Here is a 19,645-nt window from a genome sequence, read left to right as displayed (position 1 = left end):
AACACCTAGCCGGTGGACGGTGTGCCGTGCTCTGCCCGCAGGTGGCGGCGCAGCAGCACGTTGGCGTCGGTCTCCTCGGTGCCGTCGCGTCGGGCGCGGGCGTCGTCGCGCTGTACGGCGAGTTCCGTGCACGTCGGGCAGTCGGGCACGGGGGTGGGCGGTCGGTTCAGGTCCTCGCCGTGCCGTACGGTCGCGGCGGCCTGTCCGGAACGGGCGTTGGCGGCCTTGAGCGTGGCGGCGAGCCGCTCGTCCGCCGTGGCCGGGCGGAGCCGCCCCGGGTCGGCCTGCCACTCCCGCCCGCCGCCCACGGGTCGCAGCATCACGTAGGGCCCCGCCCGGTCCCGGTACTCGCCCACCTTGCACGCCACCGGGTCGTAGACGAGCGTGCCGGGCTCCGGATGCGTCGTTTCCGTCATGTGCGTCCGTCCTCGCTGGTTACTCTGGGTGTGATCAGAGTTGCCCAGCGCAATGGCCGGGTTCAATGCCGGACGCGTGACAGTGGCTCACTGTCACGAAGGGGGATGTCATGAGCCGACGCAATGCCGAGGGGGGATCGGCGGCCACCACGGCCGTCGTGTTCGGGGAGGTGCTGAAGCACTTCCGGGAGGCGGCCGGCCTTCCCCAGGAGAGCCTCGCCCGCCAGATCCCATGCGATCGCTCACAGGTGGCGAGGGTGGAGGCGGGTGCGCGGGTCCCGCAGGACGCGTTCGCGAAGAAGTGCGACGAACTACTGGGTACGGGTGGGGTGTTGCTGCGGTTGTGGGCGCGGATCGACTGGTATCCGGAGGTGCAGCATCCGGACTGGTTCGAGCGCAGGGCCGAGATGGATGCGAAGGCGGTGGCCCTGCGCGAGTACCAAGAGCAGGTCATCCCAGGTCTGTTGCAGACGCCGGACTACGCGCACGCGCTGTTCTCGCAGATCGCGAGCGGTGACGAGGTGGAGGAACGCGTCCGGGCCCGGCTGAGCCGTCAGCCGCGCTTCCTGGCCGACGACGGCCCGTTGTACGTCGCTGTCCTGGACGAGAGCTGTCTGCGCAACGCGGTGGGGAGTCCGGAGGTCATGCGTGAGCAGTGCGCGCACCTGCTGGGTGTCGGGCAGCGCCCCAACATCCGTATCCAGGTGGCCCCGGCGGGACTTTACGGGCTCATTCGCCCGAAGGTTGCGATGTCGTTGATCAAGCTGCCCGACGGGCGTGAGTGGGTGTACTCGGAGTCGCTGGGCCGTGGCCATTTCAACGGCGATCCGGCCGTCTTCACGCGCCACAGCCAGACCTATGATGTGCTCAGGGCGGACATCCTGTCAGCCGGCGAATCCGCCGCTCTGATCAGCGACGTGAGGGAGGGGTGCGAGCACGATGGACAGTCACGAACTCGTCGCGGCGACCTGGATCAAGAGCAGCTACAGCGGCAACGACGGCGGCAACTGCGTGGAAATCGCCCCCGCTTTCCCCGCCGTCGTCCCCGTCCGCGACAGTAAGAACCCGCACGGGCCGCTTCTTGTGGTCCAGCGGGCTGCCTGGGCGGCGTTCGTCGCGGGCGTGCGGTAGGCGGCGGAACGCGAAAAGGCCCGGGTGTGAGGTCCGGGCCCTTCATCGGGCAGTCCACAGCCGCACCGTGTTGTCGAAGCTGCCGGTGGCCAGTGTCTTGCCGTCGGGGCTGAATGCCACCGTTGTCACGTCGTCGGTGTGGCCGGTGAGGGTGGCGGTGACCGTACGTGTGGCCACGTCCCACAGGCGGGCCGTTTTGTCGGTGCTGCCGCTGGCCAGTGCCTTGCCGTCGGGGCTGAATGCCACCGTTGTCACGTCGTCGGTGTGGCCGGTGAGGGTGGCGGTCACGGCGCCTGTGGCCACGTTCCAGAGCCGTACGGTCTTGTCGGCGCTGCCGGTCGCGAGCGTCCTGCCGTCCGGGCTGAACGCCAGCGGCTTGAAGCCGCGCCAGGCCGGGGCGTCGAGGACGGCGGTGATGGTTCCCAGGGTCACGTCCCACAGCCGCACCGGGCTGTCGCCGAGGTCCGCGCTGCCGGTGGCCACCGTCTTGCCGTCCGGGCTGAACGCCACCGACTGGACGACGAGCATGCCCTGGGTCGTGAGGGTGGCGGCGACGGTGCGGGTGGCCACGTCCCACACCCGGGCCGCGCCGTCACGGCTGCCGGTGACCAGCTTCCTGCCGTCCGGGCTGAACGCCAGGCCCAAGACGGGCTGGGCGTGGGGGAGGGTGACGGCACTGGCGCGGTCGGCCACGTTCCACAGCTCCACGCCGTTGCCGGTGGCGGCGGCCAGTGTCCTGCCGTCCGGGCTGAACGCCACCGATTCCACGTCGCTGGTCTGATCGCTGAAGGTGGTGGCGGTGTGTTCGGCCGCGTCCCACAACCGCAGCGTGCTGCCGTTGACGCCGACGATGGTGCCGGGGGCGGAATAGAGGACGGAACCAGCGGCCAGCGTCCTGCCGTTCGGACTGAACGTCACGCTCACGACGTGCTGGTCCTCATGGCCGCTGAGGGTGGCTCGGTGGGAGCCGAGGGCAGGGGTGCCTTCGGAGGATCTGGACAGCAGCACTCCGGCCGTGGTGGCGGCGGCCGCCGTTCCGAGCGCGGCGAGCAGGACCGTGCGGCGCCGCACCCGGGCGGGCTTGGCCGGCTGCCGACCGGAGCGCGGCCGGGTCTCGGCGGCTGCCACCGCGGGGGGCGTGTTCATCTTCGCGGGTTCGTCTGCGGGTTTGACGGATTCCATCAGGGCACACCCGATCCTTGAGAACTGTCGCGGTATGAGCGCGAGCGGTACGAACGGTCGGTACGAACGGTCGGTGCGTACGGTCATGGTGCGTACGGTCATGGTCCGTACGAGAGTTGCGCTGTGCTCAAGCCGCCCGATCGACCCCGAAGGCGAGGGCGGTGACGGCGTCCGCGCAGCCCCAGGCCAGGGTGACTCCGGCGCCTCCGTGACCGTAGTTGTGGACCAACCGTTTCACCCGGCCGGGGGGCTGGGCGTCGGCCTCCAGGCGGACGCCGCTGCTGCGATGAGGCCGCAGGCCCACCCGGTGGCCGACGACCGGGGCGCCCGCCAGTTCCGGCAGCAGCTCGGTGCAGCGGCGCAGGATCGCGGCCGCGGTGGCGGGACACGGCGTGGTGTCCCACTCGCCGATCTCGAAGGTGCCCCCGAGGACGATGTCCGTGCTGCGGGGATGGACGTAGGTGGAGCCGTCGGCGTTGTCCTCGTCCCGTACGGACGTGAGCAGCCCCGGGTTGGCGACGAGGACCAACTGGCCGCGCACCGGCTGCACTTCGGCATCCGCGCACAGCGAACGGGCGCCCAGGCCGGAGGCGTTCACCACCACGGGAGCCCATACGCCCGCCTGCTCCAGGGAGTCGATACGGCGCCGGATCAGCGTGCCGCCCGCTTCGGTGAAACGTCGCTGCAGCCACGGGAGGTAGCGGGACATCTCCACGGACGGAACGGTGAACGCCCAGCCCGAGGTGAAAGGGGCCCGCACCTCCTCCGTCCGCAGTACGCGCAGGTCGGGAAGGGCCGCCGCCCACCAGGGAACGTCGGGCGTCTCGCCGCGCAGCAGCATCCGGGTGGGGCGCATGACCACGCCGGGCACACCGTCCGCGGCCTGGCGGACGAGTTCGTCGAAGGTGCGGGTGGCCCAGTCCAGTACGCGTGGTGCGAACGGTGTGCGGGTCGGGTACCAGACGGCCGCCGCCACCGATGACGTGGTCTCGCCCGGCGGCTCGGCCGTGACCACGGCGACGCGGGATCCCGCCTCCTGCAGTCGCAGTGCGCTGGTGAGCCCGATGACTCCGGCGCCGACGATGACCGTGTCGAACATGTCGCCCATGCCTCCCCTTTGTGCTTGCTGCGTGTGCATCGCACCCGCAGGGGTTTCCACTGTCAGCGGGGAGTTGTTGAACTGTCCAAGACCAGTCATGTTCCTTGCGATAAGGGACGCTTATAGTCCGTGGATGGACTTGCGGCGGATGCGGTACTTCGTGGTGCTGGCCGAGGAGTTGAACTTCACCCGGGCCGCGCACCGGCTGCACATTGCCCAGCCCGCCCTGAGTCAGCAGATCAAGGCGCTCGAGCGGGACATCGGCGCCCCGCTGATCGAACGGAACAACCGGGGCTGCACGTTGACCGCCGTCGGCGACGTGGTGGCCCGCGAAGCCGGCGAACTGCTGGCCCACGCGGCCGCGTCGCAGGAGCGGATTCGTGCGGCGGTCGCCGGACGGCAGGGAGAACTGCGCCTGGCCCTCACCCGTTCCGCGCGCGGCGGCCCCGTCGACGCCCTCATCGCCGAGTTCCGCAGGCACAACCCGGGCGTGGATCTCGCCGTACAGACGGGGTGGACGGCCCACAATGTCACCGAACTGCTCGCCGGACGCCTGGACGCCGCCTTCGTCCGGCCCCCGCTGGACACGGCGGGCATGGAGTGCCGCCACATCGCCCGCGAGGAACTCCTGCTGGCCGTCCCCGCGGATCATCCGCTCGCCCGCGAACGCAGGATCACCCGACGGCGCATCGCCACCGAACCCGTGATCCTGTGGCCTCGCGAGAACGGCCCGGGAATGCGCGACCGGATCGTCCAGCAACTGTGGCCCGACGGCGGACCGAGCATCGTGCGGGAAGAACCCGACGACGAGCAACTCCTCCTCAGCGTCGCCTCCGGCGCGGGCATAGCCCCGGTGCCCGAGGGCCGGGCCCGCGCGCTGCGCATGCCCGGCGTGCGCCTCAAACACATGACCGCACCCAAGCCGACCGTGGACCTCGCCCTGGCCTACCAGCCGACCCGCGTCACTCCGCCGCTCCAACGCCTCCTGACCCTCATCGCCCCCTGGCCGCCCCCGCCGGCCCCCTGAGCCCTGCACAGCACAGACAGCAATGGGCAGATGTGTCCCACAGGTCGGCAGCGTGGACCGCGATACGACAGTGGTGTCACGGCCTGCCTGTGGAACACATCTGCCAAACGTCGTCAGTGCTGCAGTGCCGGGGGTGCGGTCGGGTGCTTCGACGTGCCCGTCGGCAAGCGGCTCTCAGTCACCATCTCGCCGTGCTGCACGGCGCCGGGCTCGTCGAGCAGCGCGACGAGGGGCCCAAGCGCGTCAACCGGCTACGTCGCGAGGAGTTCGACGCCCGCTTCCCCGGCCTCCTCGCGCTCGTCCTGCGCGAGGAACCGCCGGACAGGCCCTGACCAGCGCCTGCGCCGGAGTGCCGCGTACAGCGCCGCCGGCGAACGCGGCCGTCGGGGTCGCTCCCTCGGAGGCCGCGATCGTCGCCGACGCCGCGCCGATGAGGGCGACGACCGCGGCGATGACTCTGTCGCCGTACTCGGGGGCGATCGGTGCGGTGGTGTCGGCGGGAGCGGTCGTCATGCACCGTAAGTGTCCGGGGGACCGCCGCACCCGGCCAGAGGCGCATTGTCCGTTTCGGGAGGCACACGGACGTACACCTTGTAGGGGCGGCGCACCCGCCCCGAAGCGGTATCGAAGGCGCCGATGGGCCCATCGGCAGGACGCCCCACTGGCTCGTGGACCACGCCCGGCCCCCGCTCCTACCTTCGGGCCATGACCTCGATGACTCCCACTTCCAAAACCCTCAAAGGCGCCTCCGCGAACCTCGAGCGCAAGGGCACCGCCCAGCTCACCGCCGCCATGATCCTCTCCGGCACGCTCGGCGTCTTCGTCGTCGAGTCCGGAGCGTCCCCCTTCAACGTCGTCTTCTTCCGCGTCCTGTTCGGCGCCCTGGCGCTCGGCTCGTACGTCGCCGCCCGCGGCTGGTTCCGCGGCCACGGCTTCACCCCGCGCACGCTCGGACTCGCCGCACTGGGCGGGGTGTTCATCGTCTTCAACTGGGTGTTCCTCTTCCAGTCGTACGAGAACACGTCGATCTCCGTGGCGACCGTCGTCTACCACACACAGCCGTTCTACGTGGTCCTGCTCGGCGCCCTCCTCTTCCGCGAGCGCCTGACGGCCGGGAAGGTGGGCTGGATCGCGCTGGCCTTCGCGGGCCTGATCCTGGTCTCCGGCATCCGCCCCAGCGACTTCACCGGCGGCGACAGCACCTACCTCCTCGGCATCGGCCAGGCCCTGCTCGCCGCGCTCCTCTACGGCCTGTCCACCCTGGTCACCAAGCGCATCACCGGCGTCCGCCCGCACCTCATCGCCCTGGTCCAGGTCCTCGTCGGCATCCCCCTGCTGCTCCCCTTCGCCGACTTCGGCGCGATGCGCGGGACGGGCGCGGCGGGGTGGGGCTGGCTGGCCGGGCTGGGGCTCATCCACACGGGCCTGATGTACGTCCTCATGTACTCGGCGTACGCCAAGCTCCCGACCGCCAAGATCGCCGTCCTCGCCTTCACCTACCCGGCGGTCGCGATGGTCATGGACTGGGCGGTGTACGGGCACCACATCGGCCTCGTCCAGGCGCTCGGTGTCCCGCTGATCGTGACGGCGAGCCTGAAGGTCACGCTGGCGAAGTCTGCTCCCGCACCAGCCGCCGCGCCTGCTCCACGAACAGCCGCACATGCGCCGGAAGCCGCTTCCCGGCCCGCCACGCCAACTGGGTCCGAAGTGTGAACGGCGGCTCCCAGGCCAGCCGTACGAGACTCCCGTCCGCCACCTCCGCGGCGACCGTCACCTCGGGCAGCAGCGCGATCCCGAGACCGGCCGCCGCGGCGCGTTTGGTCGCCTCGATGGTGCCGAACTCCGTGAAGGAAACCGGCTGCGGGGCAAGGGAGTTGACCTCCCGCTCGAACAAGTCCCGGTAGGCGCAGCCGGGTTCGGTCGCGAGCAGCGACTCCCGTACGAGATCGGCCGTGACCGCCGCCTTGCCCGCCAGCGGATGGCCCGGCGCCGCGACCAGCGCCAGCGGCTCCACCGCCAGCACGTCGACCTCCAGACCCGGGTGCTCGGTCTCTTCCTCCATCAGGAAGCCGACGTCGTACGTCCCCTGCCGCAGCGCCTGACGGGTCTCGTCGCCGATGGTCGTACGCAGCGACAGCCGCACCCCGGGGTAGCGGTGGTGGAACAGCTCCAGCAGCGGCAGCAGGCGGTACGAGGTCAGCGACTCCATCGTGCCGACGGTCAGCGTGCCGCTCGGCTCCTGCGCGCCGACGACGGCCGCCCGCGCCTCCTCGCTCAGCTCGATGATCTGCCGGGCGTAGGGGAGCAGCCGCTCGCCCGCCTCCGTCAGCCGGATGCGGCTGCCGAGCCGGTCGAAGAGCTCCGTGCCGAGCGAGGATTCCAGGGCGCGGATCTGGCTGGTCACACTGGACTGGGCGTACTTCAGCTCGGTCGCGGCCTGCGTGAAGCTCAGCACGGTCGCGACCTTCTCGAAGGTCACGAGGAGTCTCAGCTCCATGTCGGGACCCTCACGCCTCGTCGTCGGACGTGCTGTCCCGCTCCCGCCGCTTCAGCTCCTCCTCACGGCGTCGCAGGTCGGCCTCCCAGTCCTTCAGAAGCGCCTCGTCCTTGCGGTTCTCGGCCTTGAGCGAGTTGAGGAACTCGGGGTTGTCGTCGGGAGCGACGTACTGCGTGCGCTGGTTGCGGTGCCACTCGGACGGCGTGGAACCGCCCGCCGGCCCTTTGCGCCCCTTGCCCGCGACGAGCCAGGCGATCGGCCCGACCAGCACCTCGCCGAAGAGCAGAATAATGATCACCCACACCACCTTCGGCAGGCCCCGGACCTCTTCCTCGGGCGTGTTCAGGCAGTCGATGAAGGCGTAGATCCACAGTGCCAGGACCAGCAGGAACGGCAGATACCTGAGCATGGCCGAACGATCCCCCAGTGAGCGACGGCGGGGCGGCGTAAGACCCCGGTGACGCGGCCAGGTTAGCGGCGTCGGGCTCCGCCGTTGCATCCCGGGGGCTCTGTCCCCTGGGCCCCTTGCAGGGGCTCCGCCCCAGGCACCTCCCCAGGCCCCGCCGGTGGTAGGGGCGGCGGGGACGAAACACCTCCCACCCGCCGACGGTGGGGCGCGCGCAGTCGCCGCGTGAGCCTCGGCGATACTGGGACGCATGGCTTACGACGATCTTCGCTCCCTGCTCCGGGCACTGGAGCGCGAGGGTGACCTCAAGCGCATCAAGGCCGAGGTCGACCCGTATCTGGAGGTCGGGGAGATCGTCGACCGGGTGCAGAAGGCGGGTGGACCCGCGCTGCTCTTCGAGAACGTGCGCGGTTCGGCGATGCCGCTCGCCATGAACGTGTTCGGGACCGACCGGCGGCTGTTGAAGGCCCTGGGGCTGAAGTCGTACGGCGAGATCAGCGAGAAGATCGGCGGGCTGCTCAAGCCCGAGCTGCCGCACGGGTTCGTCGGTGTCCGCGAGGCTTTCGGGAAGCTCGGCGCGATGACCCACGTACCGCCGAGGAAGGTCAAGGAGGCGCCGGTCCAGGAGGTGGTCTTGCGGGGTGACGACGTCGACCTCGACGCCCTCCCCGCGCTCTTCACCTGGCCTCAGGACGGCGGCTCCTTCTTCAACCTCGGGCTGACTCACACCAAGGACCCCGAGTCCGGCATCCGCAACCTCGGGCTCTACCGCCTCCAGCGCCACGACAAGCGCACCATCGGCATGCACTGGCAGATCCACAAGGACAGCCGCAACCACTACCAGGTCGCGGCGCGGCGGGGCGAGCGGCTGCCGGTCGCGATCGCCTTCGGGTGCCCGCCCGCCGTGACGTACGCCTCGACGGCCCCGCTGCCCGGTGACATCGACGAGTACCTGTTCGCCGGGTTCATCCAGGGCAAGCGGATCGAGATGGTGGACTGCAAGACGGTGCCGTTGCAGGTGCCCGCGAACGCCGAGGTCGTACTCGAAGGCTGGCTGGAGCCGGGCGAGATGCTGCCCGAGGGGCCGTTCGGTGATCACACCGGGTTCTACACGCCGCAGGAGCCGTTCCCCGCGCTGACGATCGACTGCGTCACGATGCGGAAGCGGCCGCTGCTTCAGTCGATCGTCGTAGGCCGTCCCCCGACGGAGGACGGACCGCTGGGCCGGGCGACGGAGCGGTTCTTCCTCCCCCTCCTGAAGATCATCGTGCCGGACATCGTGGACTACCACCTCCCCGAAGCGGGCGGCTTCCACAACTGTGCGATCGTGGCGATCGACAAGAAGTACCCCAAGCACGCCCAAAAGGTGATGCACGCTGTCTGGGGCGCGCACATGATGTCGCTGACGAAGCTCATCGTGGTCGTCGACTCGGACTGCGACGTCCACGATCTGCACGAGGTCGCGTGGCGGGCGCTCGGCAACACGGACTACGCCCGCGATCTCACCGTCGTCGAAGGGCCGGTCGATCACCTCGACCACGCCTCCTACCAGCAGTTCTGGGGCGGCAAGGCGGGCATCGACGCGACGCGGAAGTGGCCCGAGGAGGGGTACACGCGGGACGGGGGGTGGCCGGAGATGGTGCTGTCCGACCCGGAGACGGCGGCGACGGTCGACCGCCGCTGGAAGGAGTACGGACTCTAGTGAGCAGCGCATCAGCCGCGATCCCGCAGCCGGGGCGCACCAAGGCGTTCCTCCGCCTCGTCATGATCGAGCACTCGGTGTTCGCGCTGCCCTTCGCCTACATCGCCGCGCTGACCGCGATGTTCCAGATGGACGAGAACATCCACTGGGGCCGGCTGCTGCTCGTCACGATCGCGATGGTCGGGCTGCGCACCTTCGCGATGGCGGCGAACCGGATCATCGACCGTGAGATCGATGCCCGCAACCCCCGTACCGCCCACCGTGAGTTGGTCACGGGCGCGATGACGGTGAAGCACGCCTGGACGGGCGCGCTGGTGGCCCTGGTCTTCTTCCTCGGCGCGGCCGCCCTCCTGAACCCCCTGTGCCTCGCCCTGGCGCCCATCGCGGTGATCCCGATGGTGGTGTACCCGTACGGCAAGCGGTTCACGAACTTTCCGCAGGCCATCCTGGGTCTCGCCCAGGCCATGGGCCCGGTCGGCGGCTGGCTGGCCATCACCGGCGAGTGGTCCTGGGACGCGGTGATCCTGGGGCTCGCCGTCGGGATCTGGATCGGCGGCTTCGATCTCATCTATGCCTGCCAGGACGTCGAGACGGACCGCGAGGTCGGCGTGATGTCGGTACCGGCGCGCTTCGGGATCCCGGCCGCGATCCGGGGCGCCCGCGTCTGCCACGCCATCACCACGGCGCTCCTCGTCTGGTACGCCCTCGCCACCGACGCGGGTGCGTTCTTCTGGTTCGGCCTGGTCATCGTCGCGGGCGCCTTCCTCTACGAGCACTCCATCGTCAAGCCGCACGACCTGTCCCGCCTGAACCGGGCGTTCTTCTCGACGAACGGTTTCATCGGGATCAGCCTGTTCGTGTGCGCGCTGCTCGATCTGCTGGTGCGGGGTCTGACCGTCTGATTGACATCCTCCCCCTCTTAAAAGAGGGGGATTCCAACCGGTTTGGGTTGAGGTTCACGGACGTTCTTCGACCGCGTGGGCGGTGTCGTCCCTCCGGCACCGGCTGTTCGCCGGGGGCGGGGGATCCCGCCCTGTCCTGCCGCGACGTTGGATGCTGCATTGGTGTCCGCGTTACAGGTGAAGCCGCAGGACACGCACTCGAAGTCGGCTTGGCTCTTGCGCGACTTCTTGTCGGTTCACCCGCAGGCACTGCACCGCAGAGACGTGTACGGGGCTGGCACATCCTCGACCCGACCAGGGGCTTTGTGCCCAGTGCGCTGCCGGAGCAGGCCCCAGCCCTGGGCGAGGATGCCCCGGTTCAGCCCCGTCTTCTGCGCCACGTTCCTGCCGGGCTGCTCCACGGTGCCCCTCGCGGAGCGGGTCATGTTCCTGATGTCCAGCTTCTCGAACCGGATCAGGTCGTAGGTGCGGGCGAGCAGGGTGCTGGTCTTCTCGCACCAGTCCTTGCGGCGGTTCGCCTCCCGCGCCTTGAGGCGGGCGACGGCCGCGTAGGCGGCGGTCTTCCGCTCGCTGCCGCTGGGTGCGCGGGCGGCGCGCCGCTGGTGCTTGCGGATCTGGGCGCGCTCCCGAGCGGTGAGCTGCGGGCAGTTCAGTTTCCGCCCGTCGGAGAGGGCGGCGGTGATGGTGACGCCGCGGTCGATGCCGATGACCTCACCGGTGCCGGGCGCGGGCACCGGCTCAGGGATGACGGCGAACGCGGCATGCCACTGCCCGTTACGGAAGGTGACCCTGAACGTCTTCGCGCTGGGGAGCTTCGCTCCCTTTCCCTGGGCACTGAGGCGGAAGCGGACCCAGCCGCAGCCGGGCACCTTGACCTGCGCCCACCGCCGGTTCAGCTTCCGCACGACCACCGAGCGGCCCATGACCTGCCTGCCGGTCTTCGGGTTCAGCTTCGCCGTGCCGTCGTCGTCGTACTCGGGGGCGCGGTCGGTGCCGATGACGCGGAAGCCCTCGTGCTTGAACCTTTTGCGCCAGGTCGGCTCGCCGAACCCGGAGGTGAAGCGGGCGTTCTTGGCCTTCGCGAAGTCCTTCAGCGCCTGTTGCTGCACGTCGGCGTTCCCGGCCGCCAGCCACTCGTTGTCGCGCCGGGCCTCGGTGAGCTGACGGCACTGCTCGGCGAAGGAGGGCGCGGACCTGCGGCCCGGCTTCCAGTGCGCATGCTGTTCCACGGCGAGGTTCCACATGTACCTCGCGTGCGCGCAGTGCAGCAGCATCTGCCGCTCCTGCTCGCTCGTCGGGTACATCCGAAACCGTGCCATGCCGTGAACGTAGACCACACATTCCCCGCCCGCGCACACCATCGATCACCATCACCCGTGCGAGTGAACACCCCACCCACCGCCGACCATCAACCACCGGCCCCGGACCCTCGACTCCCCGTCACCACCACCCGTCCGCGGCCACCCTCCACATCCCGGACGACGCCGGATCGCCCTGACGGCGATCCGGCTACCCCTGCCCCGCTCCGCGGGAGCGGGCATTCACCCCGGCCCTGAAGGACCGGGCACCCTGCCCGAAAGCCAGGTGGACCCGAAGGCGTCCGGCCGGTCCTGAGCGTCGTCCGACTCGCCGGTAGCATCAGGGTGTGAACGCAGGAGAAACACAGCGCACGCCTTGGATCGTGGGGGTGTCGGGCGCCTCCGGTACGCCGTACGCGGCCGCTGTGCTGCGTGCCCTTCTGACAGCGGGGGAGAGCGTCGACCTGGTCGTCAGCAGGGCCTCCCGGCTCACTCTGCTCGACGAGACCGGCCTCCCCTTCCGCGACGCCCACTGGCGGGACGACCTGCGGGAATGGCTCGCGCGGGGCGCCGACGGAAAGCCCGGCGTCTTTGACGTACCCCTTGACGACGTACGGCACTGGAGCGCTGGCGACCTGGCGGCGGGGCCGTCCTCGGGCTCGTACCCCGCGAAGGGCATGCTCATCGTGCCCGCCTCGACGGCCTGTGTGGCCGGAGTCGCCCTTGGGCTCTCGAAGGACCTGTTGCAGCGCGCCGCGAGTGTGACGCTCAAGGAGGGGCGCAAGCTGGTCGTCGCCGTGCGGGAGACCCCGCTGAACGGGCAGACGCTGCGGCATCTGGTCTCCCTGGACGACGCGGGAGCGACCGTGCTGCCCGCCTCGCCGGCGTTCTACGCGGGGGCCACGCACATTCAGGACCTGGTGGACTTCGTGGCCGGGCGGGTGCTGGACGCGGCGGGCGTCGGGCACCGGCTGTACCGCCGGTGGGAGGGCGAACTCGGCGGCGGCTCCCGTACGACCTGAGCAGCACCGTACGACCTGAGCAGCACGTACGACCTGAGCAGCACCGGGCAACATCGCACCACCCACGACTCACACATACTTCAGCGGAAGGCTAGCGATCGCATGGACGCGGTGGACAGGCAGCTCATCCAGGCCCTGAGAGAGAACGGCCGGGCCTCCTACGCGGAGCTGGGGCGCCTAGTCGGTCTGTCGGGGCCCAGCGTCACCGACCGCATCAACCGGCTGGAGGCGGCCGGTGTCATCACCGGCTACCGCGCCACCGTCGACTCCGCCTCGCTCGGCCTCGGCGTCACGGCCCTCATCGGCATCTCGCTCTCCGACGCCGCCGACCACGAGGACGTGGCCCACCGGCTGCGGGACCTCAGCGAGATCGAGGACTGCTGGTTCATCGCGGGCGACGACTCGTTCATGCTCAAGGTGCGGGCGAGCGATGTGGACGGTCTGGAGAAGACCATCCGACGGCTGTCCGGAACGAAGGGCGTCTCCCGGACCCGTACGACGATCGTGCTCTCCACGAAGTGGGAGAACCGGGTGGGTGAGCTGCCTGAGGAGCACTAGGCGCGGAGCGCCGTATGGGGGCACCGCCCGCCCGAAGGGTGGGGGAGTACGGTTGGGACGGTTCGTCACGAGGAGAGGTAAAGGCATGGATGTCGGGCTCAAGCGCGAGCTGGAGGACAAGGTCCGGGCCGGTGAGCGGCTGACCCGCGAGGACGGCATCGCACTCTACGAGTCGGACGACCTGGCCTGGCTCGGCGGTCTCGCCCACGAGGTGCGGACGAGGAAGAACGGCGACGTCGTCCACTTCAACGTCAACCGCCACCTCAACATGACGAACGTGTGCACCGCGTCCTGCGCGTACTGCTCGTTCCAGCGCAAGCCGGGCGAGAAGGACGCGTACACGATGCGCATCGAGGAGGCCGTCCGCCTCGCCAAGGCGATGGAGAACGACAACCTCACCGAGCTGCACATCGTCAACGGCCTGCACCCGAACCTGCCGTGGCGGTACTACCCGCGGTCGCTCAGCGAGTTGAAGAAGGCGCTGCCGAACGTCTCGCTGAAGGCGTTCACGGCGACGGAGATCCACCACTTCGAGACGATCTCCGGCATGTCGGCCTCCGACATCCTGGACGAGCTGATCGAGGCCGGTCTGGAGTCCCTCACCGGCGGCGGCGCGGAGATCTTCGACTGGGAGGTCCGACAGCACATCGTCGACCACCGGACGCATTGGGAGGACTGGTCGCGCATCCACCGGCTCGCGCACGAGAAGGGGCTCAAGACCCCGTGCACGATGCTGTACGGGCACATCGAGGAGCCCCGGCACCGGGTCGACCACGTCCTGCGTCTGCGTGAGCTGCAGGACGAGACGAACGGCTTCCAGGTCTTCATCCCGCTGCGCTACCAGCACGACTTCGTGGACATGAAGGACGGCAAGGTCCGCAACCGCCTTCAGGCACGCACCCAGATGGCGACCGGCGCCGAGGCCCTGAAGACCTTCGCGGTGTCCAGGCTGTTGTTCGACAACGTCCCGCACGTCAAGGTGTTCTGGGTCATGCACGGCGTCCAGACCGCGCAACTCGCCCTCCAGCACGGCGCCGACGACATGGACGGCTCGGTCGTCGAGTACAAGATCACGCACGACGCCGACAACTACGGCACGCCGAACAAGCTGACCCGCGAGGACCTGCTCGACCTGATCCGCGACGCGGGCTTCCGGCCGGTGGAGCGGAACACGCGGTACGAGATCATCCGCGAGTACGACGGTCCGGACCCGGCGCGCAGGGAGTCCCCGCAGCCGATGCGCGTCTGACGCCCTGACCCCGGCGTCCCACCCTCGGCGTTCTACCCTCGGTGCTTGTGCCACTGACTTTCACCGTCTTCACGCGGGACACGAAGCCGACCCACCCCCTGCCCGACCAGTTGCTCACCCTCTGGACGGATGTCACCGACGCGGGAGGTGCGGTCGGCTTCGTGCCGCCGGTGACGCCCGCCGACATACGGCCCCGGGTCGAGGACCACCTCACCGCGATAGCCGACGGCCGCACCCGCCTCGTGGCCGCCTTCACCGCCGACGGCCGGCTCGCAGCCACCGCGTTCCTCGCCTTCAACGACCACCCCCTGATGCGTCACTGGGCCTGGCTCTACACCGTCATGGTCGACCCCGCCCTCCAGGGCCGCGGCTACGGCGCAGCCCTGCTCCGCGCGGCCGAGGACGAGGCCCGCTCGCTGGGCCTGGAGGCGCTCCGGCTCACCTGCCGGGGCGGCATGGGCCTGGAGCGCTTCTACGCCGCCGCCGGTTACAAGGAGGTGGGCCGTGTCCCCGACGCCATCCGGGTCGCCCCCGGTGACGACCGCGAGGACATCATGCTGTTGCTGCCCCTCCCGCAGGGTGACCGACGCGTGGGTGACTGAGGCCCGCCTGCAAGATCGTGCCGTCGTCGTGCTTCACTGGACGGTGGATTTTGGGAATGTTCCGGCGGTTCGAAACGGAAGAGTGGATTGAGATGCTCCGCTACACACTGATGCGCCTGGGTATCCTCGTGGGCTGCTTCGTGGTCGTCTGGGGCCTCGTCTACTCGGGTATCGCCCCGCGCGGCCTGGGATCGTCCAACGGCATGTGGATCGTGCTGCTCTCGCTCGTGCTCTCCGCACCGATCAGCTACGTGGTCCTGCGCAAGGAGCGTGACCGCGCGTCGGTCCAGATCGTGGAGCGGGTGGACCGGGCGAAGGCGAACCTGAACGCGAACCGCAACCAGGAGGACGACGCGGTCGACGAAGCGGCGCGGGCGCAGGGTCAGGCCTCTTAGGCCCTGTCGGCCGAGGGCCTGTCCGGCGGACCATGCCGCAGACGCGGGGCCTGGCCCGGTCGGACGAAAACACGGCAACCGGGGCCGTCGAAATCAGGCCCCGGGGCCGCGGGCCTAGGCTGTGGCGTATGGGTGCATTGAATCCTCCCCCAGCTGAAGCAGGGGGATTCCTGGCTCACGCTGCCTGCGGGTCAGCGACCCGACAGGTCTTCCACGATCAACACCAGCCGGGTTGAAACCAGCCCGGTTTGACAGGGCAAAGCTTGGAGGTGCATGTGCTGTCTTGGCTCTCGATCAGCACGGTGTACGCGCTTGGTTCTCGCAACGCACGGCGCGCAGCCTACCCGATCAGGTGGACGGTGTTTCGCCCTGGGGGCGAAATCCCGTTTCCTGCCCTGCTCCGCAGGAGTCCGATTCCTCCCCGGCCTGAAGGCCGAGGCATCCTCGGAAGAACCCGGTGAAGAGCAAGCGGATGCCACGTGCGGTACGTGAACAGCAGATGCTGGACGCGGCCGTGCGCACCTTCGGTCAACGGGGTTACCGCGCCGCTTCCATGGATGAGATCGCCGATTTCGCGGGCGTGTCGAAGCCGCTGGTGTACTTGTACCTGAACTCCAAGGAAGACCTCTTCACCGCCTGCATCCGCCGCGAGGCGACCGCACTCACCGCCGCCGTCCGCGCGGGCGTGCACCCCGGCCTGCCCGCCGACCGCCAACTCTGGGAAGGGCTGCGGGCGTTCTTCACGCACACCGCGGAGAACCCCGACGGCTGGGCGGTCCTGCACCTCCAGGCCCGTACGCACGGTGAACCCTTCGCCGCCGAGGTCGCCGCGATGCGCGAGGAACTCGTCGCCTTCGTCACGGAGTTGATCGTGGTCGCCGCCCGCGAGGCACACCGTGACCCGAATCTCCCGGAGCGCGAGGTGGCCGGGCTGGCCGAGGCCCTGGTCGGCGCCGCCGAGTCCCTCGCCGCCTGGGCGAACGCCGCCCCCGGCGTCTCGGCCAGGCAGGCGGCGGCGACCTTGATGAACTTCGCGTGGGCGGGCCTCGGCAACCTCATGGAGGACCGGCCCTGGTCGGCTCCGCAGGAAGCAGGGGGTGGATCTCTCCGGTGAGGTGGAGAAGGGGGCGTTCGCCCGGACCCGCGCCCGGTCCGCGGAGTGCGAAGGCGGGGCCGTCGGCGGCGTAGGCGACGGTGCCCGGGAGGAGCACGGGGGCCCTGAAGTCGGCGTGGACGCGCACCGCGGACTGCGGGCCGTGTTCGGCGAGGCAACGGGCGACGGTCCACATGCCGTGGGCGATGGCGCGCCGGAAGCCGAACAGGCGGGCGGCGAGCGGGTGCAGGTGGATGGGGTTGCGGTCGCCGGAGACGGCGCCGTACCGCCGCCCGACATCGCCGCCGAGACGCCATTCCGCGCGGACGGGAAGGGGTTTGCTCTCATCGGGGGCCCGCTCGGGCGTGCGCACCCCGGTGGTTGTCCGGTGCCGGGCGAGATACGTACTCCTCGACTCCCACACCAGCACGCCGTCGACTCGTGCCTCGGTCACCACGGCGGCCTCGGTACCGCGTCGGTGCGGCGCCAATCCCTCGACCCGCACGCCGAGTTCGTACGCGCCGGTGGCGGCCAGCTCCTGCCGCTGCCTGATCTCGATCGAGGTGTGGACGAGCCCCAGCAGCGGCAGCGGGAACGAGCGGCTCGCCATGATCCGCATGGCGAGCGGAAACCCGAGAACATGCGGGTACGTGACCGGCAGGGCGTCCACCCCCGTGGCGAACCCGCAGACCCGCTCGTACCTGGCGAGCCGGGCGACATCGATGCGGACGCCGCGCAGGACGAGGCGGCTCGGGTGGACTTCGGCGCCGGAGCGCGGGCGCTTGAACGGGGAGAGCAGGGCGCCTTGCGCCAGGAGGGGGGTCAGGGCGGGGGAAGAGCGGTCGGCCATGGTCCAACTCCCAGCTCGGACATGTATGTACTCCAGAGTAAGGTTACCCAGGGTAAGGGCATGTTAGGCAGGGTGTTCAGCCCGTCCGGCGCTCGAGGCCGAACCTTTGCCGGCGCGTCGGGTAACTCGCACCCCGCCCGCCCCGGACACCCACAAACCCCACACCCCGGCGCCGTACGATCCCGAGTCACCCCTGCCACGAATGCCTCACATGCTCTCGCATGAACCCCCCACCCCCCAGGCCCGTATGAGGCTTTAGCACCTCACGTCACCCTGGCCCCGGCAGACAAGGAGCCGCCCCATGTCCAGCCCGTCCAGCCCGTACTCCTCCGCACCCACCCTCGTGGAGCCCGAGATCAGGCGGCTGGACGGAGTCGTGCGCGAGGTGGCCGTGCCACCGCTCGTGGGCGAGGTGACCCATGGCTCCCTCGCGGACATCCCGTTCGACAACGCGATCACGGCACCCGGGGAGGCGGTCCTCAGCCGCAAGGGCCCCGACGGCGCATGGCAGGACGTGACCGCGTCCGAGTTCGCCGCACAGGTGCTGGCGGTCGCCAAGGGGCTGATCGCCGAGGGCCTGGTCCCCGGGGACCGGCTCGCGATCATGGCGCGGACGACGTACGAGTGGACGCTGCTGGACTTCGCGGCCTGGGCGGCGGGCCTGGTCACCGTCCCCATCTACCCCACGTCCTCCCTCTTCCAGGTCCGCTGGATCCTCCAGGACTCGGGGGCGGTCGCCCTCGCCACCGAGACCGTCGCGCAGGCCGCCGCGATCGGCCCGGAACGCGACCGGATCCCCGACCTGCGGCACATGTGGGTCTTCGAGAAGGGGCATGTGGAGCGGCTGGCCGAGCTGGGCCAGGACATCCCCGACCAGGAAGTCGCCGTACGCCGTGGGGTGTTGGGTCCCGCCACGCTCGCCACCCTCATCTACACCTCGGGCACGACCGGCCGCCCCAAGGGCTGTGTGCTCACCCACGGCAACTTCTTCGCCGAGATCGACAACGCGATCGACCTGCTCTACCCCATTTTCAAGGCGAAGACGTCGGACCCCGCGTCCATGCTCCTCTTCCTTCCCCTCTCGCACGTCTTCGGGCGGATGGTCGCGATCGCCTGTCTGCGGGCGCGGGTGCGGCTGGGGCATGCGCCGAGCCTGCGAACCGATGACCTGCTGGCGGACCTGGCGAGCTTCAGACCGACCGTCCTGCTGGCCATCCCGTACGTCCTGGAGAAGGTCTACAACACCGGCCGGGCAACGGCCGAGAAGATGGGCCGCGGCTCGTCCTTCGACCGGGCGGCGGGCATCGCCGGCCGTTTCGGGGAAGCGGTCGAGGCCCGGCAGCACGGCACGGGCCCGGGCCCCTCGCGCTCCCAGCGGGCGGCCCGCGCCCTGTACGACCCGCTCGTCTACCGCCGTATCCGCAACGCCCTGGGCGGCAAGGTCCGTTACGCGATCTGCGGCGGCTCCCCGCTCGGCCGCCGCCTCGCCGCGTTCTACGCGGGCGCCGGCATCGAGGTCTACGAGGGATACGGCCTGACGGAGGTGACGGGGGCCGCGACGGTCACGCCGCCGCTCAAACCCCGGCTGGGGACGGTGGGCTGGCCGTTGCCGGGCACCCGGGTGCGGATAGCCGGGGACGGCGAGGTACTGCTGAGCGGCGGGCAGGTGTTCCGCGGGTACTGGGATCCGCAGGCGGGCGGTGTGGTCGACGCGGCCCCGGACGGCTGGTTCGCGACCGGTGACATCGGCGAGCTGGACGACGGCGGCTATCTGACCATCACCGGCCGCAAGAAGGAGATCCTGATCACCGCGGGCGGCAAGAGCGTGGCCCCCGCGCCCCTGGAGAACTGGCTCCGCTCACACCCGCTGATCGCGCAGGCCATCGTCCTGGGCGACCGCCGCCCCTACGTCACCGCTCTCATCACCCTCGACCTCAACGGCATCACCCACTGGCGTCAGATGATCGGCAAGCACCCCGTACCACCCGAACTCCTCGTCGACGACCCGGAGTTGCGGGACATCATCCAGCGCGCCGTCGACGAGGCCAACAAACTCGTCTCCCGGCCCGAGTCCATTCGCCGCTTCGCCGTCCTCCCGGTGGACTTCACGGAGGAGGCGGGCCATGTGACCCCCACCATGAAGCTCAAGAGGGAGGCGGTCGAACGGGACTTCAGCAAGGAGATCGAGGAGTTGTACGTGCGCTAGGGTCGCGGCA

The 19,645-nt window shown here is 69.9% G+C and carries 20 protein-coding genes and 2 pseudogenes; 14 read left to right on the top strand and 8 right to left on the bottom strand.

What is annotated here, in order from left to right; translation table 11 throughout:
* Window positions 1-5: 5 nt before the first annotated feature.
* Entirely contained in the window at window positions 6-416 is a 411-nt protein-coding gene (locus AB0D57_RS03505) for a hypothetical protein (protein ID WP_362066515.1), read from the bottom strand.
* 110 nt (window positions 417-526) lie between these two features.
* Here AB0D57_RS03505 and AB0D57_RS03500 point away from each other — a divergent pair, with 110 nt between their 5' ends.
* Both AB0D57_RS03500 and AB0D57_RS03495 read left to right on the top strand, forming a co-directional pair.
* The gene (locus AB0D57_RS03500) at window positions 527-1,477 is read left to right on the top strand and encodes a helix-turn-helix transcriptional regulator (RefSeq protein WP_362066513.1); all 951 of its coding nucleotides are present in this window, start codon (window positions 527-529) and stop codon (window positions 1,475-1,477) included.
* Complete coding sequence (locus AB0D57_RS03495; protein WP_362066511.1) at window positions 1,428-1,547, top strand: DUF397 domain-containing protein; 120 nt, start codon at window positions 1,428-1,430, stop codon at window positions 1,545-1,547. The genes AB0D57_RS03500 and AB0D57_RS03495 overlap by 50 nt, the downstream gene beginning before the upstream one ends.
* A 42-nt stretch (window positions 1,548-1,589) precedes the next feature.
* Here the strand turns inward: AB0D57_RS03495 and AB0D57_RS03490 are convergent, their stop codons facing one another.
* Both AB0D57_RS03490 and AB0D57_RS03485 read right to left on the bottom strand, forming a co-directional pair.
* On the bottom strand, window positions 1,590-2,831 hold the full coding sequence (locus AB0D57_RS03490) for a WD40 repeat domain-containing protein (protein WP_362066509.1): 1,242 nt from the start codon (window positions 2,829-2,831) through the stop codon (window positions 1,590-1,592).
* A 25-nt stretch (window positions 2,832-2,856) separates the two neighbouring features.
* Window positions 2,857-3,837, bottom strand: coding sequence for an FAD-dependent oxidoreductase (locus AB0D57_RS03485; protein WP_362066507.1), 981 nt, complete (start codon window positions 3,835-3,837; stop codon window positions 2,857-2,859).
* A gap of 124 nt (window positions 3,838-3,961) precedes the next feature.
* On the opposite strand from AB0D57_RS03485, the gene AB0D57_RS03480 reads away from it, so the two are divergent.
* From AB0D57_RS03480 to AB0D57_RS03470, 3 genes and pseudogenes are all read left to right on the top strand, one after another.
* On the top strand, window positions 3,962-4,855 hold the full coding sequence (locus AB0D57_RS03480) for a LysR substrate-binding domain-containing protein (RefSeq protein WP_362066505.1): 894 nt from the start codon (window positions 3,962-3,964) through the stop codon (window positions 4,853-4,855).
* A 147-nt stretch (window positions 4,856-5,002) separates the two neighbouring features.
* Window positions 5,003-5,187, top strand: a pseudogene (locus tag AB0D57_RS03475) (helix-turn-helix domain-containing protein); the annotation flags it as partial.
* 382 nt (window positions 5,188-5,569) lie between these two features.
* Window positions 5,570-6,568, top strand: a complete 999-nt coding sequence (locus AB0D57_RS03470; RefSeq protein ID WP_362066679.1) for a DMT family transporter — start codon at window positions 5,570-5,572, stop codon at window positions 6,566-6,568.
* Here AB0D57_RS03470 and AB0D57_RS03465 read toward each other — a convergent pair.
* On the bottom strand, window positions 6,456-7,352 hold the full coding sequence (locus AB0D57_RS03465) for a LysR family transcriptional regulator (RefSeq protein WP_362066503.1): 897 nt from the start codon (window positions 7,350-7,352) through the stop codon (window positions 6,456-6,458). The two genes, AB0D57_RS03470 and AB0D57_RS03465, sit on opposite strands and share 113 nt — an antisense overlap.
* 10 nt (window positions 7,353-7,362) lie before the next feature.
* Window positions 7,363-7,761, bottom strand: a complete 399-nt coding sequence (locus AB0D57_RS03460; RefSeq protein ID WP_362066501.1) for a PLD nuclease N-terminal domain-containing protein — start codon at window positions 7,759-7,761, stop codon at window positions 7,363-7,365.
* Window positions 7,762-8,008: 247 nt separating this feature from the next.
* On the opposite strand from AB0D57_RS03460, the gene AB0D57_RS03455 reads away from it, so the two are divergent.
* Both AB0D57_RS03455 and mqnP read left to right on the top strand, forming a co-directional pair.
* Window positions 8,009-9,460, top strand: coding sequence for a menaquinone biosynthesis decarboxylase (locus AB0D57_RS03455; protein ID WP_362066499.1), 1,452 nt, complete (start codon window positions 8,009-8,011; stop codon window positions 9,458-9,460).
* Window positions 9,460-10,362 (top strand): menaquinone biosynthesis prenyltransferase MqnP, encoded by a 903-nt coding sequence (gene mqnP / locus AB0D57_RS03450; protein ID WP_362066497.1) that lies wholly within the window; start codon window positions 9,460-9,462, stop codon window positions 10,360-10,362. The genes AB0D57_RS03455 and mqnP overlap by 1 nt, the downstream gene beginning before the upstream one ends.
* Window positions 10,363-10,379: 17 nt before the next feature.
* Here mqnP and AB0D57_RS03445 read toward each other — a convergent pair.
* Both AB0D57_RS03445 and AB0D57_RS03440 read right to left on the bottom strand, forming a co-directional pair.
* Window positions 10,380-10,577 (bottom strand): annotated as a pseudogene (locus tag AB0D57_RS03445) (RNA-guided endonuclease TnpB family protein); the annotation flags it as partial.
* Between the two features lie 21 nt (window positions 10,578-10,598).
* Entirely contained in the window at window positions 10,599-11,681 is a 1,083-nt protein-coding gene (locus AB0D57_RS03440) for a transposase (RefSeq protein WP_362066495.1), read from the bottom strand.
* 326 nt (window positions 11,682-12,007) lie between these two features.
* Here AB0D57_RS03440 and AB0D57_RS03435 point away from each other — a divergent pair, with 326 nt between their 5' ends.
* The 6 genes from AB0D57_RS03435 to AB0D57_RS03410 all read left to right on the top strand — a co-directional run bounded on the left by AB0D57_RS03435 (window position 12,008) and on the right by AB0D57_RS03410 (window position 16,600).
* Entirely contained in the window at window positions 12,008-12,682 is a 675-nt protein-coding gene (locus tag AB0D57_RS03435; RefSeq protein ID WP_362066493.1) for a UbiX family flavin prenyltransferase, read from the top strand.
* Window positions 12,683-12,784: 102 nt separating this feature from the next.
* On the top strand, window positions 12,785-13,240 hold the full coding sequence (locus AB0D57_RS03430; protein ID WP_362066491.1) for an Lrp/AsnC family transcriptional regulator: 456 nt from the start codon (window positions 12,785-12,787) through the stop codon (window positions 13,238-13,240).
* 85 nt (window positions 13,241-13,325) lie between these two features.
* Window positions 13,326-14,489, top strand: a complete 1,164-nt coding sequence (gene mqnE, locus AB0D57_RS03425; RefSeq protein ID WP_362066489.1) for an aminofutalosine synthase MqnE — start codon at window positions 13,326-13,328, stop codon at window positions 14,487-14,489.
* 47 nt (window positions 14,490-14,536) lie between these two features.
* Entirely contained in the window at window positions 14,537-15,091 is a 555-nt protein-coding gene (locus tag AB0D57_RS03420) for a GNAT family N-acetyltransferase (RefSeq protein ID WP_362066487.1), read from the top strand.
* A 92-nt stretch (window positions 15,092-15,183) separates the two neighbouring features.
* Window positions 15,184-15,486 carry a DUF4229 domain-containing protein gene (locus AB0D57_RS03415; protein ID WP_362066485.1) on the top strand — a complete coding sequence of 101 codons (303 nt, stop codon included), beginning with the start codon at window positions 15,184-15,186 and terminating at the stop codon, window positions 15,484-15,486.
* A gap of 472 nt (window positions 15,487-15,958) precedes the next feature.
* Window positions 15,959-16,600 carry a TetR/AcrR family transcriptional regulator gene (locus AB0D57_RS03410; RefSeq protein ID WP_362066483.1) on the top strand — a complete coding sequence of 214 codons (642 nt, stop codon included), beginning with the start codon at window positions 15,959-15,961 and terminating at the stop codon, window positions 16,598-16,600.
* On the opposite strand, the gene AB0D57_RS03405 is transcribed toward AB0D57_RS03410, so the two are convergent.
* Complete coding sequence (locus AB0D57_RS03405) at window positions 16,542-17,429, bottom strand: MaoC/PaaZ C-terminal domain-containing protein (RefSeq protein ID WP_362066481.1); 888 nt, start codon at window positions 17,427-17,429, stop codon at window positions 16,542-16,544. The genes AB0D57_RS03410 and AB0D57_RS03405 overlap by 59 nt on opposite strands.
* A 301-nt stretch (window positions 17,430-17,730) precedes the next feature.
* Here AB0D57_RS03405 and AB0D57_RS03400 point away from each other — a divergent pair, with 301 nt between their 5' ends.
* Window positions 17,731-19,635, top strand: a complete 1,905-nt coding sequence (locus AB0D57_RS03400) for an AMP-dependent synthetase/ligase (RefSeq protein WP_362066479.1) — start codon at window positions 17,731-17,733, stop codon at window positions 19,633-19,635.
* The last annotated feature ends 10 nt before the right edge of the window (window positions 19,636-19,645 follow it).

Origin of the sequence: Streptomyces sp. NPDC048275 (assembly GCF_040652275.1) — a bacterium.
Taxonomy (GTDB): Bacteria; Actinomycetota; Actinomycetes; order Streptomycetales; family Streptomycetaceae; genus Streptomyces.
This window is presented reverse-complemented; position numbering and strand designations above follow the sequence as displayed.

Excerpts from the sequence above, each read along its gene's own strand:
- AB0D57_RS03485 (WP_362066507.1), bottom strand. The coding sequence starts at position 3,837 with ATGGGCGACATGTTCGACACGGTCATCGTCGGCGCCGGAGTCATCGGG.
- AB0D57_RS03505 (WP_362066515.1), bottom strand. The coding sequence starts at position 416 with ATGACGGAAACGACGCATCCGGAGCCCGGCACGCTCGTCTACGACCCG.
- AB0D57_RS03405 (WP_362066481.1), bottom strand. The coding sequence starts at position 17,429 with ATGGCCGACCGCTCTTCCCCCGCCCTGACCCCCCTCCTGGCGCAAGGC.
- AB0D57_RS03455 (WP_362066499.1), top strand. The coding sequence starts at position 8,009 with ATGGCTTACGACGATCTTCGCTCCCTGCTCCGGGCACTGGAGCGCGAG.
- AB0D57_RS03430 (WP_362066491.1), top strand. The coding sequence starts at position 12,785 with ATGGACGCGGTGGACAGGCAGCTCATCCAGGCCCTGAGAGAGAACGGC.
- AB0D57_RS03440 (WP_362066495.1), bottom strand. The coding sequence starts at position 11,681 with ATGGCACGGTTTCGGATGTACCCGACGAGCGAGCAGGAGCGGCAGATG.
- AB0D57_RS03470 (WP_362066679.1), top strand. The coding sequence starts at position 5,570 with ATGACTCCCACTTCCAAAACCCTCAAAGGCGCCTCCGCGAACCTCGAG.
- AB0D57_RS03490 (WP_362066509.1), bottom strand. The coding sequence starts at position 2,831 with ATGACCGTACGCACCATGACCGTACGCACCGACCGTTCGTACCGACCG.
- AB0D57_RS03460 (WP_362066501.1), bottom strand. The coding sequence starts at position 7,761 with ATGCTCAGGTATCTGCCGTTCCTGCTGGTCCTGGCACTGTGGATCTAC.
- AB0D57_RS03400 (WP_362066479.1), top strand. The coding sequence starts at position 17,731 with ATGTCCAGCCCGTCCAGCCCGTACTCCTCCGCACCCACCCTCGTGGAG.
- AB0D57_RS03500 (WP_362066513.1), top strand. The coding sequence starts at position 527 with ATGAGCCGACGCAATGCCGAGGGGGGATCGGCGGCCACCACGGCCGTC.
- AB0D57_RS03480 (WP_362066505.1), top strand. The coding sequence starts at position 3,962 with ATGGACTTGCGGCGGATGCGGTACTTCGTGGTGCTGGCCGAGGAGTTG.
- AB0D57_RS03465 (WP_362066503.1), bottom strand. The coding sequence starts at position 7,352 with ATGGAGCTGAGACTCCTCGTGACCTTCGAGAAGGTCGCGACCGTGCTG.
- mqnE (WP_362066489.1), top strand. The coding sequence starts at position 13,326 with ATGGATGTCGGGCTCAAGCGCGAGCTGGAGGACAAGGTCCGGGCCGGT.
- AB0D57_RS03415 (WP_362066485.1), top strand. The coding sequence starts at position 15,184 with ATGCTCCGCTACACACTGATGCGCCTGGGTATCCTCGTGGGCTGCTTC.
- AB0D57_RS03410 (WP_362066483.1), top strand. The coding sequence starts at position 15,959 with ATGCCACGTGCGGTACGTGAACAGCAGATGCTGGACGCGGCCGTGCGC.